The organism is uncultured Ruegeria sp., assembly GCF_947504215.1.
Classification (GTDB): Bacteria; Pseudomonadota; Alphaproteobacteria; order Rhodobacterales; family Rhodobacteraceae; genus Ruegeria.
In genome coordinates, this window is the sequence record NZ_CANNGO010000012.1 from 22889 (window position 1) to 39269 (window position 16381).

At 57.1% G+C, this 16381-nt stretch carries 16 protein-coding genes; 12 read left to right on the top strand and 4 right to left on the bottom strand.

Annotated features, from left to right (window positions below; all coding sequences use genetic code 11):
- Positions 1-51: 51 nt before the first annotated feature.
- From Q1B21_RS17800 to Q1B21_RS17855, 12 genes are all read left to right on the top strand, one after another.
- A complete protein-coding gene (locus tag Q1B21_RS17800) occupies positions 52-1068 on the top strand; it encodes a DNA-directed RNA polymerase subunit alpha (RefSeq protein ID WP_170403678.1) in 1017 nt (338 codons plus the stop codon).
- A 117-nt stretch (positions 1069-1185) separates the two neighbouring features.
- A complete protein-coding gene (rplQ, locus tag Q1B21_RS17805; RefSeq protein ID WP_298937843.1) occupies positions 1186-1608 on the top strand; it encodes a 50S ribosomal protein L17 in 423 nt (140 codons plus the stop codon).
- 224 nt (positions 1609-1832) lie between these two features.
- On the top strand, positions 1833-3218 hold the full coding sequence (locus tag Q1B21_RS17810; protein ID WP_299891607.1) for a trypsin-like peptidase domain-containing protein: 1386 nt from the start codon (positions 1833-1835) through the stop codon (positions 3216-3218).
- Positions 3219-3221: 3 nt separating this feature from the next.
- A complete protein-coding gene (locus Q1B21_RS17815; protein WP_299891609.1) occupies positions 3222-4532 on the top strand; it encodes a replication-associated recombination protein A in 1311 nt (436 codons plus the stop codon).
- A gap of 97 nt (positions 4533-4629) precedes the next feature.
- Entirely contained in the window at positions 4630-5436 is an 807-nt protein-coding gene (locus Q1B21_RS17820; RefSeq protein ID WP_299077827.1) for a crotonase/enoyl-CoA hydratase family protein, read from the top strand.
- 127 nt (positions 5437-5563) lie between these two features.
- On the top strand, positions 5564-6607 hold the full coding sequence (locus Q1B21_RS17825; protein ID WP_299891613.1) for an RluA family pseudouridine synthase: 1044 nt from the start codon (positions 5564-5566) through the stop codon (positions 6605-6607).
- A complete protein-coding gene (locus tag Q1B21_RS17830) occupies positions 6604-7275 on the top strand; it encodes an HAD-IA family hydrolase (RefSeq protein ID WP_299891615.1) in 672 nt (223 codons plus the stop codon). The genes Q1B21_RS17825 and Q1B21_RS17830 overlap by 4 nt, the downstream gene beginning before the upstream one ends.
- Before the next feature lie 4 nt (positions 7276-7279).
- Positions 7280-7987, top strand: coding sequence for an ATP12 family chaperone protein (locus Q1B21_RS17835; protein ID WP_299891618.1), 708 nt, complete (start codon positions 7280-7282; stop codon positions 7985-7987).
- Positions 7988-8193: 206 nt separating this feature from the next.
- Entirely contained in the window at positions 8194-9210 is a 1017-nt protein-coding gene (locus Q1B21_RS17840) for an amino acid ABC transporter substrate-binding protein (protein WP_298937849.1), read from the top strand.
- A gap of 125 nt (positions 9211-9335) precedes the next feature.
- Positions 9336-10568, top strand: coding sequence for an ABC transporter permease subunit (locus Q1B21_RS17845; protein WP_298937850.1), 1233 nt, complete (start codon positions 9336-9338; stop codon positions 10566-10568).
- A 3-nt stretch (positions 10569-10571) separates the two neighbouring features.
- On the top strand, positions 10572-11870 hold the full coding sequence (locus Q1B21_RS17850; protein WP_299891622.1) for an amino acid ABC transporter permease: 1299 nt from the start codon (positions 10572-10574) through the stop codon (positions 11868-11870).
- 12 nt (positions 11871-11882) lie between these two features.
- Entirely contained in the window at positions 11883-12674 is a 792-nt protein-coding gene (locus Q1B21_RS17855; protein WP_298937852.1) for an amino acid ABC transporter ATP-binding protein, read from the top strand.
- Positions 12675-12722: 48 nt separating this feature from the next.
- Here the strand turns inward: Q1B21_RS17855 and Q1B21_RS17860 are convergent, their stop codons facing one another.
- The 4 genes from Q1B21_RS17860 to Q1B21_RS17875 form a co-directional block, all read right to left on the bottom strand.
- The gene (locus tag Q1B21_RS17860) at positions 12723-13220 is read right to left on the bottom strand and encodes a histidine phosphatase family protein (protein WP_299891626.1); all 498 of its coding nucleotides are present in this window, start codon (positions 13218-13220) and stop codon (positions 12723-12725) included.
- Positions 13217-13912: a ferredoxin gene (locus tag Q1B21_RS17865; RefSeq protein WP_299891629.1), complete on the bottom strand. Its 696-nt coding sequence runs from the start codon at positions 13910-13912 to the stop codon at positions 13217-13219. Before Q1B21_RS17865 ends, Q1B21_RS17860 begins: the two co-directional genes overlap by 4 nt.
- Before the next feature lie 22 nt (positions 13913-13934).
- Complete coding sequence (gene argB / locus Q1B21_RS17870) at positions 13935-14798, bottom strand: acetylglutamate kinase (protein ID WP_298937855.1); 864 nt, start codon at positions 14796-14798, stop codon at positions 13935-13937.
- A 114-nt stretch (positions 14799-14912) separates the two neighbouring features.
- Complete coding sequence (locus Q1B21_RS17875; RefSeq protein ID WP_299891632.1) at positions 14913-16316, bottom strand: PepSY domain-containing protein; 1404 nt, start codon at positions 16314-16316, stop codon at positions 14913-14915.
- Positions 16317-16381 lie beyond the last annotated feature (65 nt).

Sequence of the window (16381 nt, forward strand, 5' to 3'; positions counted from 1 at the left end):
GGCGTCTGCACCTGATTGGTCATGGGGCGCAGACAGGAATGGAGGGATTACATGATCCATAAGAATTGGGCAGAATTGATCAAGCCGACCCAGCTGGATGGCAAGCCGGGCAATGATCCCGCACGTCAGGCGACTCTGGTCGCCGAGCCACTGGAGCGTGGATTTGGTCTGACTTTGGGCAACGCCCTGCGCCGCGTTTTGATGAGCTCGCTGCAAGGCGCGGCCATCACCAGCGTTCAGATCGACAACGTCCTGCACGAGTTCTCCTCGGTTGCCGGCGTTCGCGAAGACGTTACCGACATCATCCTAAACCTCAAGCAGGTTGCCCTGCGTATGGAAGTCGAAGGCCCCAAGCGCCTGTCGATCAATGCCAAAGGCCCCGCCGTTGTTACCGCCGGTGACATCAGCGAAAGCGCCGGTATCGAGGTTCTAAACCGTGACCACGTCATCTGCCACCTGGACGATGGCGCCGACTTGTTCATGGAACTGACCGTCAACACCGGTAAGGGTTACGTCTCGGCTGAGAAGAACAAGCCAGAAGACGCACCCATCGGCCTGATCCCGATCGACGCGATCTATTCGCCGGTCAAAAAGGTTGCCTATGACGTTCAGCCGACCCGTGAAGGTCAGGTTCTGGACTATGACAAGCTGACCCTGAAGATCGAAACCGACGGTTCGATCACACCTGAGGACGCACTGGCCTTTGCTGCACGCATCCTGCAGGATCAGCTGTCGATCTTTGTCAACTTCGACGAGCCGGAATCGGCTGGCCGCCAGGACGAAGACGACGGTCTGGAGTTCAACCCGCTGCTGCTGAAGAAAGTAGACGAGTTGGAACTGTCGGTCCGTTCGGCAAACTGCCTGAAGAACGACAACATCGTTTACATCGGCGACCTGATCCAGAAAACCGAAGCCGAGATGCTGCGCACCCCGAACTTCGGCCGCAAGTCGTTGAACGAGATCAAGGAAGTGCTGTCCGGCATGGGTCTGCACCTCGGCATGGATGTCGAGGATTGGCCGCCTGACAACATCGAAGATCTGGCGAAGAAATTCGAAGACGCGTTTTAAGCGCGTCTTCCCCAATGCCCGGGCTGCCGGGGACAAAACGGGCACTTCCGCCCCAAGGAGAGCCGGTGACACGCATCGTCGGCCAGACAAAGCAAAAGCTTAAGAAGGAACTAGAAAATGCGTCACGCACGTGGTTACCGCCGCCTGAACCGTACTCATGAGCATCGTAAGGCTCTGTTTGCGAACATGGCTGGCTCGCTCATCGAACATGAGCAGATCAAGACAACTTTGCCCAAGGCAAAAGAACTGCGCCCGATCGTTGAAAAACTGATCACCCTTGGCAAGCGCGGCGACCTGCACGCCCGCCGTCAGGCCGCATCGCAGCTGAAAGAAGACCAATACGTCGCAAAGCTGTTCGAAGTTCTGGGCCCCCGCTACGCCGAGCGTCAGGGCGGTTATGTCCGCATCCTGAAAGCTGGTTTCCGCTATGGCGACATGGCCCCGATGGCGATCATCGAATTCGTTGACCGTGATCTGGACGCCAAAGGCGCGGCCGACAAGGCCCGTGTTGCTGCTGAAGAGGCCGCAGACGAAGAATAAACCTCGCGCATACCCGAGGTGAAACCCCTGCGTCCCTGACGCGGGGGTTTTCTTTTGCGCAGCCAATCTTCTTCACACCAAAGAAGATCAGCCCAATTCAACTGCACGGTTGTTTTTTTGGCACGACGCATATGTGTCCTCTCGGGGGCTCCAAGGACCAAGCGGCTTGCATTCAAGCCAATCGCCCCGCATATCCATTGAGCAAGATTTTCGGAGGGTCGACGGTGCGAAAGATCATATGTTCCCTTGCGTTGGTGGTAAGCGCGTTTGCGGCGTACGCAGATACGCGGGTTCCTCAAAGCCAGGCAGAGATCGGTCTTGGATTTGCGCCGGTTGTCAAACAAGCCGCGCCGGCGGTTGTGAACATCTATGCCAAGATCGTTCGACAGGGTCGTGCAAACACTCTGTTTTCCGATCCGTTTTTCCAAGATTTCTTTGGCCGAGGGTTTGGTGCGCCGCAGCCGCGTGTTCAGAATTCGCTAGGATCCGGCGTGATCTTGTCCGGTGATGGCTATGTCGTATCCAACTATCATGTCGTGGGCATGGCGACCGAAATTCGCGTTGTTACAACCGACCGGCGGGAGTTCTCGGCCAAAGTCGTGCTGGGGAACGAGGAAAGCGACATTGCCATACTCCGCTTGGAGGAGGCAGACGGCCTTCCTTACCTAAAACTGCGCGATTCAGATCAGGTCGAAGTGGGTGAGCTGGCGCTTGCCATAGGTAACCCGTTTGGGGTGGGCCAAACAGTCTCATCCGGCATTATTTCCGGGCTGGCGCGAACGGGTACCGCAACCGGCAACGCGCGCGGCTACTTCATCCAGACTGATGCGGCGATCAACCCAGGTAACTCTGGTGGGGCGCTGATCGACGTGAACGGGGACCTAATCGGGATCAACACCTCGATCCTAACACGATCGGGCGGATCGAACGGGATCGGTTTTGCCATTCCCGCCAATCTGGTGGCCGAGTTCTTGCGGCAGGCGCAAGCAGGCAACGACCGTTTTGTCAGCCCTTGGGCTGGTATGGCCGGTCAACATATGAGCGCTGATATCGCCGAGTCGCTGGGTCTGGTCATTCCGCAAGGCGTCGTGATCTCTGATCTACATGAGCTAAGCCCATTGGCCGAGGCTGGTCTTCAGGTCGGGGATGTCGTGACGCATGTGGATGGGGATGAAGTGAACTCGCCCGCCGAGATGAAATTCCGCATGTCTGTGGCCGGAGTCGGCGGCAGGTCGGTCCTGACACGGTTGCGCGGAGAGCAGGTCGCCGATGTCGAAGTCGCACTGATCAAAGCCCCGGAGACACCAGCAGCTGATGAGGCAACCCTGAGCGAACGCACCGTTTTGCCTGATTTGAAAGTCTCGCGGATCAACCCGGCAGTGATTTCTCGTCTGGGGTTGCTGCTGTCCCAAACTGGCGTCGTCGTGGTCGATCCAGGACCCTATGGGGGGCGTGCCGGATTGCGCGCGGGTGACGTTCTGGACGATATCAATGGTGATGAAATGGAACATCCTGGCGACGTCGAAGCGGCGTTGACCGATCCAGGTCGCAGAGTGCAGATGACTATCCAGCGCGGGGGGCGTGCCGTTTCCCTGCGGTTCCGGCTGTAGATCGTGAGCGACCTGTTCGACACCGGGGAGACCGACGCCGTGCCAGCGCCCCATCGCCCTCTGGCCGACCGGCTGCGGCCACAAACGCTGACCGAGGTAATCGGTCAGGAACAGGTTCTGGGTCCCGATGCGCCACTGGGTGTCATGCTCGCCTCGGGCAGCTTGTCCAGTCTGATTTTCTGGGGGCCGCCGGGCGTCGGGAAAACCACGATTGCAAGGTTGCTTGCAAAGGAAACCGATCTGCATTTTGTCCAGATCAGTGCGATTTTCACAGGCATACCTGATCTGAAAAAAGTGTTCGAGGCTGCGAAGATCCGGCGCCAGAACGGGCAGGGCACCTTGTTATTCGTTGATGAAATTCACCGTTTCAACAAGGCGCAGCAGGACGGGTTTTTGCCCCATATGGAGGATGGCACCATCCTTCTGGTGGGGGCAACGACAGAAAACCCCTCATTCGAACTGAACGCGGCGGTTCTGAGCCGATCACAGGTTCTTGTTCTCGAACGTCTCAACCTTGCAGACTTGGAACGCTTGACCCAGCGCGCGGAAAAAGAGCTGGATCATGCTTTGCCTCTGACACCAGCCGCACGCGACGCGCTGCAGGAAATGGCCGATGGGGATGGGCGGGCCCTGCTGAACTTGATCGAACAAGTTGCGGCGTGGAATGTCGAAACTCCATTGGACCCTGACGCGCTGTCCACAAGGCTGATGCGGCGTGTAGCCAAATACGACAAATCGGGAGATGAACATTACAATCTGATCTCGGCGTTGCATAAATCGGTACGCGGCTCGGACCCGGACGCAGCGCTTTACTGGTTCGCGCGCATGCTGACGGGGGGCGAGGACCCTCGGTTTCTGGCCCGCAGGATCACCCGTATGGCGGTTGAAGATATCGGGCTTGCCGATCCTCAGGCCCAAGCGATTTGCCTTCAGTCGTGGGAGACATACGAACGCCTCGGCTCGCCCGAGGGGGAATTGGCACTGGCGCAGGCATTGGTCTATCTTGCGCTGGCGCCCAAATCCAATGGGGCGTATGTCGGCTACAAAGCCGCGATGAAATTGGCCAAGCAGTCGGGCAGCGAACCGCCTCCCAAACACATACTGAACGCGCCGACATCGCTGATGAAAGATCAGGGATATGGGGCAGGTTACGCCTATGACCATGAAGCTGAAGATGGGTTTTCTGGACAGAACTATTTCCCCGAAACCATGAAGCGGCCCGTGTTGTACCAACCGGTCGAGCGTGGATTTGAGCGCGAGTTGAAGAAGCGGCTGGATTATTTTGCCAAGCTGCGCACGCAACGAAACAGCTAGTTAACTTCAGCCTGTTGGTCTTATCTTGAAACGTAATTTGTGGCCGAGTGGGTTAGCTTTTTCCCACAAGGTCACCGCGTTTTAGGGAGGAGCGCTTATGGCCGTTTCGATAGATAAGGCGGAAGATGTTTGGACGATCCTTCATGATCGATCCGAAGTCAGAAACGCCGTTGATACAGAACATGCAAAAGCTCTGACGGATGCCTTTCTGGATTTCGAACAGAGTTCTGCCAAGGTGGCTGTGTTTTGGGGCAAAGGCGGCAATTTCTGCTCAGGTTGGGATTTGAAACTCGCCGCGACGCTGTCGGACCCCGAGGCACGTGAGGCGTATTTCAGAACGCGCGACTTTCCGATTGGTGCCGCGCCGTCCGCGCTTGGGCCGATGGGTCCCTCTCGATTGGAGCTGTCGAAACCCGTTATCGGCGCGATTGAAGGTGCGGCAGTTGCCGGTGGGATGGAGCTGGCCTTGTGGTGTGATATTCGAGTGATGGCGGAAACGGCTTTCATGGGCGTGTATTGCCGTCGTTGGGGGATTACCCTGATGGATGGCGGCACAGTACGGCTGCCGCGCCTGGTGGGGCAAGGCAAAGCACTTGAGATTGCCTTGACCGGACGCAAGGTCGAGGCAGATGAGTGTTATCAGATTGGACTTGCGGAGAAAGTGGTGCCGCATGGCGAAGCGCGCATCGCGGCCGAAGCGATGGCCAACGAGATTGCCAGATTTCCGCAAGCGGCAGTTCGGGCAGACCGCCGCTCGATCATCGAAACCCGTGGTCTGCCGGTACGCGACGCCCTCAAGGTTGAATGGAGCAATGGGTTAGAGGCGATCCGGCGCGAGGGCACGGCAGGTGCTGGCAGGTTCCGCGATGGGGCAGGGCGAGGCGGCGACTTTTCCAACATCTGAGATGATAATCTGACGGCGCTTGTCCTTGACTCTTTTGGCTTTGCGCGCGACAGACGCGCATGTTTTCAAAGACACTGACATCGGGACAGTCCGAGCGGGGCAGCCGCACGGTGCAAGGGGCAATGGCATGAGTGGCGTGCAGATGATTACGGTCGCAGAAGGTGATGGCGATCAACGCGTGGATCGGTGGCTGCGCCGCCTGTTCCCGCATGTCAGCCAGGGTCGCATCGAAAAGATGTGCCGTAAGGGTGAACTGCGCGTAGATGGCGGTCGGGCCAAGGCTTCGACCCGGCTAGAGGCCGGACAGGTTGTGCGGGTTCCACCCTTGCCGGATGCGGATCACAAGCCTGTTGAAGTGAAACGGCGGGTTTCTGAGGCGGATGCCAAGATGATTCAGTCTTGTGTCATCTACCGAGACGATCACGTCTTGGCGTTGAACAAGCCTCAGGGTTTGCCGGTTCAAGGCGGCAGTGGTCAAACCCGCCATGTTGACAGCTTGTCCGAGGCTTTGCGGTTTGGCTATGACGAAAACCCGCGCCTTGTGCATCGTTTGGACAAGGACACGTCCGGGGTCTTGTTGATGGCCCGCACCCGCGAAGCCGCCAAAGGTTTGACAGCCGCCTTCCGGCACCGTGACACGCGCAAGATCTACTGGGCCTTGGTGGCCGGTGTGCCGACCCCCTATCTGGGGGAGATCAAGACAGGTCTGGTCAAAGCTCCCGGTCACGGCAAACAGGGCGAAGGCGAAAAGATGATACCGGTTCATCTGAGCGACCTTAACGACACGCCTGGCGCGAAACGCGCCCATACACTGTACGCCACACTGTATCGCGTGGCTGGTCGCGCGGCTTGGGTGGCGATGGAGCCGATTACAGGCCGGACGCACCAGTTGCGCGCGCACATGGCTGCCATTGGACACCCGATCATTGGGGACGGAAAATATGGTGGCTCGGGTCAGGAAAACATGGGCGACGGTTGGGGTGCTCAGCTGGGCGGGATCATCAGTAAAAAGCTGCATCTGCATGCGCAGCGCTTGTCCTTTCAGCATCCGACGACGCGCAAGTCGATCACAGTGACTGCGCCGCTACCCGATCATATGAAACACAGCTGGGACACGTTTGGCTGGACCGAGGATATGGCGGCCGACGACCCGTTTGAGGCGCTGCAATGAGCGCACCCTTGCGGTTGGTTCTGTTTGATGTGGATGGCACGTTGGTCGACAGCCAGGGCAGCATCGTCCACGCAATGACGGCCAGCTTTCAGGCTGCTTCCGTCGCTGCACCGGATCGTGAAGCGATTCTGTCGATTGTTGGATTGTCACTTCCACACGCGATGGCGTGTTTGGCGCCGGATCAGTCGACTTCGGTTCAGGAGGTATTGGTCGAGGGTTACAAACAGGCTTATTATGCCCATCGTAAGGAACTTGGCGCCGCCAGCTCTCCGCTTTATCCCGGCGCCAGAGAGGCTATTGAAACGCTGCACGAAACCCCCGAGATCCTTCTGGGTGTTGCTACCGGGAAATCTCAGCGCGGATTGGATGCGTTGATCGAGGCGCATGGGTTGGAGCAGTACTTTGTGACCCGGCAAGTTGCAGATCACCATCCGTCAAAGCCACACCCGTCGATGGTGCAGACGGCACTGGCGGAAACAGGTGTGTCAGAGGCGAATGCGGCGATGATCGGCGACACCAGCTTTGACATGGATATGGCGGCTGCTGCTGGGGTGACCGGCATAGGTGTGTCCTGGGGCTATCACGACAATTCTGCCCTGACCGCTGCAGCCTGTGTGATTGAAACCTTCGACCAGTTGCCCGCCGCGCTGGCCAATGTCTGGACTTGAACTCATGAGCGAGTGGAAACCGAAACGCTTTTGGACAGAAAGCGCAGTTGTAGAAGCCGAAGGTGGCCATACGGTTGAACTGGATGGCCGCCGGGTCAAAACACCGGCCAGAGAAACATTGATCCTGCCGACCCGCGCCATGGCCGAGGCTGTCGCCGCCGAATGGGAGGCGCAGGACGAGGTTGTGGACCCAACCCTGATGCCGTTCACCCGCACCGCCAACGCGGCGATCGACAAGGTGCGCATTCAGCATCACGAGGTTGCTGAGATGTTGGCCGACTATGGCGATACCGATCTGCTCTGCTATCGGGCAACGCATCCCCAGGAATTGCAGAACAAGCAATCTGCCGAATGGGACCCGGCGCTGGATTGGGCGGCTGAAACCTTTTCCGCTCGGTTGGAGCCTGTGTCCGGAGTTCTGCATCAATCACAATCAGATGACGCGCTGGCAATTCTGCGACAGCGTGTTCACGCATTGGATGAGTTTCAGCTGGCTGCATTCCACGATCTTGTTAGCCTGTCCGGGTCATTGATTCTCGGGTTTGCGGCGGCGATGGATTGGCGCGCGCCGGACGAGATTTGGCGCATTTCAAGGCTCGATGAGCTTTGGCAGATCGAACAATGGGGCCATGATGACGAAGCCCATGCCGTTGCCGAAACCAAGAAAACCGCGTTTTTGCATGCCAAGAACTTCTTCGACATATCGGTTTGATCCTTTCTGACCAAAAAATTGGCCGCATGAGCAAATCCATTGGGCTCGACCCATCGTTTTCACTGATCCAACCCTTGACGTTTGTTTATGAATGCGACCAAACTCATGCCCACTAAAGGGGAGACACCTTTGGGGTAACCTTTCTGGCATCCACTTGCCGGACAGAGCCGCCTCAATCAGGGGCGGAAAATCAGGAAGAGGTAAAAATGAAAAAATCCGTAATCTTGGGCGCGGCAACAGTTGCCGGTCTGGCCGCTGGTGCAGCCGTGGCAGGAACCGTCGACGACGTTAAGGCGCGCGGTACACTGAACTGTGGTGTGACCACAGGTCTGGTCGGCTTTGCAGCGCCTGACGCAAATGGCGAATGGCAAGGTTTTGACGTATCCGTCTGCCGCGCGGTTGCTGCGGCCGTTCTGGGTGACGCGAACGCTGTTGAATTTGTTCCGACCACCGGTAAGACACGCTTTACCGCGCTGGCGTCAGGCGAGATCGACATGCTGGCTCGTAACACAACCTGGACCTTCAGCCGCGACGTCGACCTGAAGTTCGAATTCGTTGGTGTTAACTACTATGACGGTCAGGGCTTCATGGTTCCCAAGGCACTGGGCGTAAGCTCGGCCAAGGAACTGGACGGCGCCCGCGTCTGCATCCAGACCGGCACCACTACCGAGCTGAACCTGGCCGATTTCTTCCGTGCCAACAACATCAGCTACGAGCCGGTTCCGATCGAAACCAACGCTGAAGCACAGCAGCAGTACCTAGCCGGTGCGTGTGACGTATACACCACTGACGCTTCGGGTCTGGCCGCAACCCGTGCCACGTTCGAAAGCCCGGATGAGCACGTGCTGCTGCCTGAAATCATCTCGAAAGAGCCGCTGGGCCCACTGGTCCGTCACGGCGATCACGAGTGGGGCGATGTTGTCCGCTGGACTCTGAACGCCATGATCTCAGCCGAAGAGCTGGGCGTCACTTCGGCGAATATCGATGAGCTGAGCGCTGGCACCGACAACCCGGAAGTCAACCGTCTGCTGGGCACCGAAGGTACCCTGGGCGAGATGCTGGGCCTGGACGCTGATTGGGCGGCACGCGCTGTTAAAGCGGGTGGTAACTATGGTGAAGTATTTGCCAAAAACATCGGGGAAGAAACTCCGATCGGTCTGGCACGCGGTCTGAACGCACAGTGGACCGATGGCGGTCTGCTGTACTCACCGCCGTTCCGCTAAGACATAAACGGAAGAGGGCGCGGGGCAACCCGCGCCCTCTTCCACAATAAACTGCTGCGGGCAGATGTAGAGCGGGGAAAACCCCGCCAGAATAAGTAGCCCGCAAGCTACGGGGATCCCAAAATATGTCGACTATGACTGACCCGCCGAAATCTGAATTTCGGCTGTCGATGCTCATAAACGATACCCGCTATCGCTCACTAACATTTCAGGTGATCGCGGCCATCGTTATTGCGCTTTGTATCTGGTATCTAGGCAACAACCTGATCCAGAATTTGAGAGCCGCAGGGCTCAATATTTCCTATTCATTCCTCGGCGACTCTGCCGGGTACGACATCAACCAGCGACTGGTCGAATACGACAGCCAATCCTCGCACGCACGTGCGGCTCTGGTCGGTCTGCTGAACACGCTGCTTGTCGCGTTTCTTGCCTGTATCACCGCGACCATCTTTGGTGTCGCCGCCGGTGTGTTGAGGCTTTCCAACAACTGGCTCGTGTCGAAACTTATGGCGGTCTACGTCGAGATCTTCCGGAACATTCCGGTGCTGATCTGGATCATCATCATCTTTACGATCATGACGGCCGTTCTACCTGCACCAAGCGCTTTTCGTGGCGAAAACCCGTCATCCAGCATGCTGTTCGACGCTTTTGCGTTCACCAACCGGGGTGCATATATACCGCGGCCGGAGTTCGCGAATGGGCTGTTCAGCTCAACAGCACTAAACTGGTTGCTGGTTATTGCGTTTCTGATTGGGTCCTGGTTCGCCACGCGCGAAATCGAAAAACGCGCAACAAAGAAGCAGGAAGAGACCGGTGAACGGCCCAAGACGCTGCTTTTGAAACTGGGTGTATGGCTGGTGCCGTTTGCACTGCTGATGCTTGTGATGGGCCTGACCTGGAACATCCCGGAACTCAAAAGGTTCAACTTCAGCGGCGGCATCAATGTAGGTGGCCCGCTGATCGCGCTGTGGTTTGCACTGTCGATCTATACTGGTGCGTTTATCGCAGAAAACGTGCGCGCCGGCATTCAGGCCATCTCGAAGGGTCAGACCGAGGCCGCGGCCGCTCTGGGGTTGCGTCAGGGCCGGATCATGAACCTTGTGGTGCTGCCACAGGCGCTGCGTGTGATCATTCCACCATTGATTTCTCAGTATCTGAACATCACCAAAAACTCGTCGCTGGCGATTGCCGTGGGATATGCGGATATCACTGCGACGCTGGGTGGCATCACGCTGAACCAAACCGGTCGCGCGATCGAATGTGTTTTGTTGCTGATGTTGTTCTATCTCACGGCTTCGCTGCTGATTTCGACGGTGATGAACTTCTACAACGCTTCCGTTAAGCTGAAGGAGCGCTGAGCCATGGCTGATCAAACAAACAATCCGATCGCGTTTGTGGCTGACGGGAACATCCCGGAGTCACCCCCTCCTGCCCGCGAAACGGGCGTGGTCAAGTGGCTGCGTGAGAACCTGTTTTCAGGCGTGGCGAACACGATCCTGACGGTTCTGTCGCTGATCCTGATCTATCTGCTGTTAAAAAACACGTTGCCTTGGATCTTTAATGGGGTCTGGAATGCGAATTCGTTGGCAGAGTGTCGCGAGATATTGGCGGGTAAAACCGGTGCGTGTTTCGCAGTTCTTGCCGAACGCTGGCCGCAGCTGATTTATGGCTTCAAATACCCCGTCGATGCCTATTGGCGTCCAAACCTGGCCTTTATCCTTATGCTGGTTGCGTTTGCTCCGGTTCTGTTCTTTGACCTGCCGCGCAAATTGCTGTTGTTCACAGCTGTCTACCCGTTCATCGCGTTCTGGCTGATCTGGGGTGGCAGCATCCTGGTACCGCTGGTTGCACTGATCGGATGTGTGGTTGCAGGCGGTGTCTTCCAGAAATTTGGCAAGAACAGCTTTGCTGCGGGGTTCTTTGGGGCCATCGTTGTTGCATTGGTGATCTGGAACATCGGCGGCGCATTGATCCCTGAAAGCGCATCAGAAAATGCGTGGCTTTCACCCGTGCCCAGCCGTGATCTGGGTGGCTTCATGCTGAACATGATGCTGGGTGTGACCTGCGTGTCGCTCTCTGTGCCTTTGGGTATCGCGCTTGCATTGGGACGTCAGTCGAACATGCCGCTTATCAAGTGGGTCTGTGTCATCTTCATCGAATTCATTCGTGGCGTGCCTTTGATCACGCTGCTGTTTGTGGCTTCGGTGATGCTGGCGTATTTCTTCCCACCTGACAGCACGGTCGACCTGTTCCTGCGCGTCGTGATCATGATCACCATGTTCTCGGCCGCTTATATTGCCGAGGTGATCCGCGGCGGTCTGGCAGCCTTGCCGCGCGGGCAGTACGAAGCAGCGGACAGTCTGGGTCTCGACTACCCTCAGGCTATGCGGCTGATCATCTTGCCGCAGGCACTGAAGATCTCGATCCCTGGTATCGTGAATGTCGCAGTGGGTCTGTTCAAGGATACCGTGCTGGTCTCGGTCATCTCGATGTTCGACCTGTTGGGCATGATTCGTGGACCGATCCTGGCTTCGACCGAATGGAATGGCGTTTACTGGGAGCTGCTGGGCTTTGCCTCGCTCCTGTTCTTTGTCGTGTGCTACGGCATCTCACAATATTCGCAGTGGCTCGAACGTCGTCTTGCCACTGATCATCATTAAGGAGTTCAACACATGTCTGAACTTGCAATTGAACGTGAAATCGACCGCTCGAAAATGCAGGTGAGCGATGAGATCGCCATCGACATCAACGGTATGAACAAGTGGTACGGATCTTTCCACGTGCTGCGCGACATCAATCTGACCGTCAATCAAGGCGAGCGGATCGTGATCGCGGGCCCGTCGGGGTCAGGGAAGTCAACCCTGATCCGCTGCCTGAACGCGTTGGAAGAACACCAGCAGGGTTCTATCGTTGTAGATGGGATCGAGCTGTCGAATGACCTCAAGAATATCGACAAAATCCGGTCTGAGGTCGGCATGGTGTTCCAGCACTTCAACCTGTTCCCGCACCTGACCATTCTAGAGAACTGCACGCTGGCCCCGATCTGGGTGCGCAAGACGCCCAAGAAAGAGGCCGAAGAGCGCGCCATGCACTTCCTGGAAAAGGTGAAAATTCCCGAACAGGCCGACAAGTATCCCGGTCAGCTTTCGGGTGGTCAGCAGCAGCGTGTGGCGATTGCCCGAAGCCTGTGCATGATGCCGCGGATCATGTTGTTCGATGAACCGACATCGGCGCTGGACCCGGAGATGATCAAAGAGGTGCTCGACACCATGATCGAGCTGGCCGAAGAAGGTATGACCATGCTGTGCGTGACCCACGAGATGGGCTTTGCCCGTCAGGTCGCCAACCGCGTGATCTTTATGGATGCCGGTCAAATCGTGGAACAGAACGAACCCGAAGAGTTCTTCAACAACCCCAAAAGCGAGCGGACCAAGCTGTTCCTCAGCCAGATTCTGGGGCACTGATCCAGTTCAATATCAATGTAAGAAGGCGGGGCAGGTCCCCGCCTTTTTCTATTCCAGCAGTTCTCGCGGAATGACAAAGCCCAAAACCTCACCGCTGTGCCATTGGACATCTGCCCAATTGGCAACACCAAAGCGGATAACGGTCGTCGCACAGGTTGGATAATCGTGGAACCGTGTGTGGTTCGGAGCTTGTCGAACAATCTGATTTGCAAATGCCGCGATCCCAGGATTGTGCCCCAGCATCAACACACAGTGCCCTGTGGCGCCCTTCAGGACGCTTAGCATGTCATGGGGCCCGGCGTGATACAAACGGCGCGTGAAGCCAATTGAGTTGGGCTGCAGCCCCATCCTGTCAAACGTCTCGCGCGTGCGGGCAGCGGTAGAACTGATAATCTCATCAGGGAGCCAGCTATTTCTTGTCAACCAAGCACCAATGGCAGGTGCCGATTTGCGCCCGCGTTTGTTCAAAGGACGGTCATGGTCTGATTGCAGCGGGTCATCCCAACTTGATTTTGCATGGCGTGTCAGGATCAAGGTGAGGCTCATGTCGGGTGAAACGCTTTCATGTGGTGGGCTGACTGTTCCGCAAGGCGGCCCGCGCTTTTACTGAGAGGGCAGGCCAATCGCACGGCACATCCACCTGTCATGCAGATTTGGCCCGCTGCCGAGCTCAGGTAATTGTGGCAGGCGTCGACATTGTAGAAACTCTTGACGTTCAACGCGCCCACAGGGCAGGTCGTTGTGCAAGGCGCGTCGCACGTGGTGCAGGGTGAGGGTTCCGACGCGTCTGGTAGGTCAAATTCAGATAAGAAGTGAAGCGCGCCGCGAAACGAGATCATCATTCCTACTGTGTCATGCACCAGCGCCCCGACAGGGCTGCTGAACGTTCGCCCTGACTTAAGCGCCCAGTCGATGAACGGGGCATATGGTGGTCCGCCAAAGGGAAAATGAGCCTGCGCACCTAGATTCTGAGCCATGTTTCCGATGACCCGCAAAGACCATCGGTCAACTGGATCCGGGCGTTGATCCATCCATTCGGGTGACGTCTTTAGCGCGGGCCAGAATGCTCCAGCTGCGCCGAGCAAAATCAACGTGCCAGACTCGAGGTTTCTGGCCTGTGTCGCGCGGGGGTGCAGCGCGCCCATCACCATCAGCCCAGCCTCGTTGGCGGCCTCTTCGATCCGGGCGTAGGAAGAACCTGGATCTGGATCAAAGGCGGCCTTTGACTGCTCTACCATGCCCCCTCCGCGCGTTTTCGGCTTAGTCTGGCCGGATCAGTGACCCCGCGCCGTGTTCAGTAAACAATTCCAGCAATACCGCATTCGGCGCACGCCCGTCCAGAATGACAACCGCGCGCACGCCGCTGTGCAAAGCATCCAGCGCGGTTTCGGTTTTCGGGATCATCCCTCCGGCAATTGTTCCTTCACTCGTCATCTCGCGGATCTGTCCGGCTTTCAGTTCGGTCACCACATCACCGGCAGCGTTTTTGACGCCAGAGACGTCCGTCAGAAGCAGAAGGCGGTCTGCCTTCAAGGCCGAGGCGATTGCCCCCGCCGCTGTGTCGCCGTTGACGTTGAATGTTTCCCCGTCATTGCCAGCACCCAGCGGTGCGACGACCGGGATCACGTCATGTGAAAACAGATCATGCAAAACCTTTGGATCCATCTGCGCGGGTGTGCCTACGAACCCCAAAGAGGCATCCGTTTGTTCGCAGCTCATCAGATTGGCGTCTTTACCCGAAAGGCCGACAGCGGTGCCGCCCTGACGGTTGATGGCTTGAACGATACGTTTGTTAACAAGACCCGAAAGCACCATCTCAACAACTTCGACCGTGGCTTTGTCGGTGACACGTTTTCCATTTACAAACTCGGACTGGATATCAAGCTTGTCCAACATCGAGTTGATCATCGGCCCGCCACCATGCACGACAACAGGGTTCACACCGACCTGCCGCATCAGAACCACATCACGGGCAAAGCTCTCCATGGCTTCGTCACTGCCCATTGCGTGGCCACCCAGTTTGATGACGACAATGGCGCCGTCATAGCGCTGCAGGTAAGGCAGTGCGCTGTTTAGTGTGGCGGCAGTTGCGATCCAATCCCGGTTCATATCTCTTGTCTTCATGGCTGTCAGTCCTCTGATCAACCCTGTTAGGGCCTTTAGATCGGGCTGCCAAGACCAGATAGCAGCAATTGCTGCAAAGTAGGGCCGCGCCTGTTCAGCGCAGCCCGTTCCAGATCAGCTTAATGCCCGTTTCATTGCTGGAATATTGTTCAGGATCAACAGATCAAAGGCCAGAACGCCAAGCAGTGTCAGGCCGACCAACGGGAAGGCCATTGCCGTGAACAGTCCGATCAGAACGGCACCTTTCCAAAGCGGCATTTCCACCGGTAGTGGTGGGGCCGCCAACCGTCCGGCGCTTCGAGGTCGACGTTTAACCCACATCACAACACCTGAGACGCAGACGAAGATCACCGACAAGCAGAACACCACGTTGAGCACAAAGTTCCACATGCCCATCAAACCCATGTGAAACGGGATACCCAGGGCCATACTTTTGCCCATCAGCGAGTAATCGTCATATCGCACATCTGCGAGGATCTTTCCGGTGTACTGATCTACGTGAACGGTGCGGTCACTTACCGGATCTGTTGAATCGCTGCTCATGCTGTCCCGGTTCAGTGTCCAGACCCCGCTGTCACCGTTGGGGTAAGCCACGCGGAAACGGCCCGTCATGTCGAGCGCGGTTCCAAGCGAAACGAGCGCGTCGATATCGATATTCGTACCCTCGGGCACCCCGTCAACACCTGCCTCAGATCCGGACGCGGGCATCGGTGTTTGCTCGAGCGCCCACGGGACGTCATTCTGATGCCCGTGGTTCATGCTGGCATGCAGATCATCCGACAACGGGACATTGTCCCATTTCTCGGCTGGAAAACTGCTCCAGGCCTGGACGAACATACCGCCCCAGACGCCAGCCCAGGACAAGCCTGAGATTAAGAAGACCACCAGCAACCCCGACATCCAGAACCCGACGACGGCGTGAAGCGACTTCCACAGGGCGCGTCCCTTGGCGCGGAGATTGGGCACAAACGCTGACATTGCGTTTCCACGCGGCCACCAAAGGTAGAGGCCGGTAAAAACCAGAACCAGGCTTAGCCCGGCAGCAATTTCGAGAATCCGGTCTCCGGTCGTTCCGATCATGAGGGATGAGTGAACGTTGTCTGCAAGATCATACCAGCCAGCCCTGCGATCCCATATTTCCAGCACCTCACCAGCATAGGGATCCACGGCGACAAGGCGCTGACCGCCTTCCGTTTCGATGCGGAAAACAGTGGCCAGATTGTCTGCTTTTGGGCCAATCCACTCAACCACCGATCCCGGCACTTTGGTCAGAGCGACCTCGGCTTGTTGAGAAGCGGACAGGGCCATGCCCTGAACTTCGACGCTGATCTTTTCGCCATCACGGCCGTCAATTTGCGTGATGAACATCATCATCAACCCGGTTGCGGAGAGAATTGTCAGGAATGGGATCACAAATATCCCGGCGTAGAAATGCCACCTCCAGGCAGCAAAATAGAGTTTTTGCGCAGTACTGTTCTGCGCCGGGCTTTCAGCCACAGTTTGGCCGTTCATTGCCATATCAATCTCCAGATGCGGAATTGCCCCGCGCACGAGGTGCGCAGGTTCAAACAAGACTTCCTTAA

Excerpts from the sequence above, each read along its gene's own strand:
- Q1B21_RS17845 (WP_298937850.1), top strand. The coding sequence starts at position 9,336 with ATGTCGACTATGACTGACCCGCCGAAATCTGAATTTCGGCTGTCGATG.
- Q1B21_RS17855 (WP_298937852.1), top strand. The coding sequence starts at position 11,883 with ATGTCTGAACTTGCAATTGAACGTGAAATCGACCGCTCGAAAATGCAG.
- Q1B21_RS17860 (WP_299891626.1), bottom strand. The coding sequence starts at position 13,220 with ATGAGCCTCACCTTGATCCTGACACGCCATGCAAAATCAAGTTGGGAT.
- rplQ (WP_298937843.1), top strand. The coding sequence starts at position 1,186 with ATGCGTCACGCACGTGGTTACCGCCGCCTGAACCGTACTCATGAGCAT.
- argB (WP_298937855.1), bottom strand. The coding sequence starts at position 14,798 with ATGAAGACAAGAGATATGAACCGGGATTGGATCGCAACTGCCGCCACA.
- Q1B21_RS17875 (WP_299891632.1), bottom strand. The coding sequence starts at position 16,316 with ATGGCAATGAACGGCCAAACTGTGGCTGAAAGCCCGGCGCAGAACAGT.
- Q1B21_RS17865 (WP_299891629.1), bottom strand. The coding sequence starts at position 13,912 with ATGGTAGAGCAGTCAAAGGCCGCCTTTGATCCAGATCCAGGTTCTTCC.
- Q1B21_RS17825 (WP_299891613.1), top strand. The coding sequence starts at position 5,564 with ATGAGTGGCGTGCAGATGATTACGGTCGCAGAAGGTGATGGCGATCAA.
- Q1B21_RS17830 (WP_299891615.1), top strand. The coding sequence starts at position 6,604 with ATGAGCGCACCCTTGCGGTTGGTTCTGTTTGATGTGGATGGCACGTTG.
- Q1B21_RS17820 (WP_299077827.1), top strand. The coding sequence starts at position 4,630 with ATGGCCGTTTCGATAGATAAGGCGGAAGATGTTTGGACGATCCTTCAT.
- Q1B21_RS17800 (WP_170403678.1), top strand. The coding sequence starts at position 52 with ATGATCCATAAGAATTGGGCAGAATTGATCAAGCCGACCCAGCTGGAT.
- Q1B21_RS17840 (WP_298937849.1), top strand. The coding sequence starts at position 8,194 with ATGAAAAAATCCGTAATCTTGGGCGCGGCAACAGTTGCCGGTCTGGCC.
- Q1B21_RS17835 (WP_299891618.1), top strand. The coding sequence starts at position 7,280 with ATGAGCGAGTGGAAACCGAAACGCTTTTGGACAGAAAGCGCAGTTGTA.
- Q1B21_RS17850 (WP_299891622.1), top strand. The coding sequence starts at position 10,572 with ATGGCTGATCAAACAAACAATCCGATCGCGTTTGTGGCTGACGGGAAC.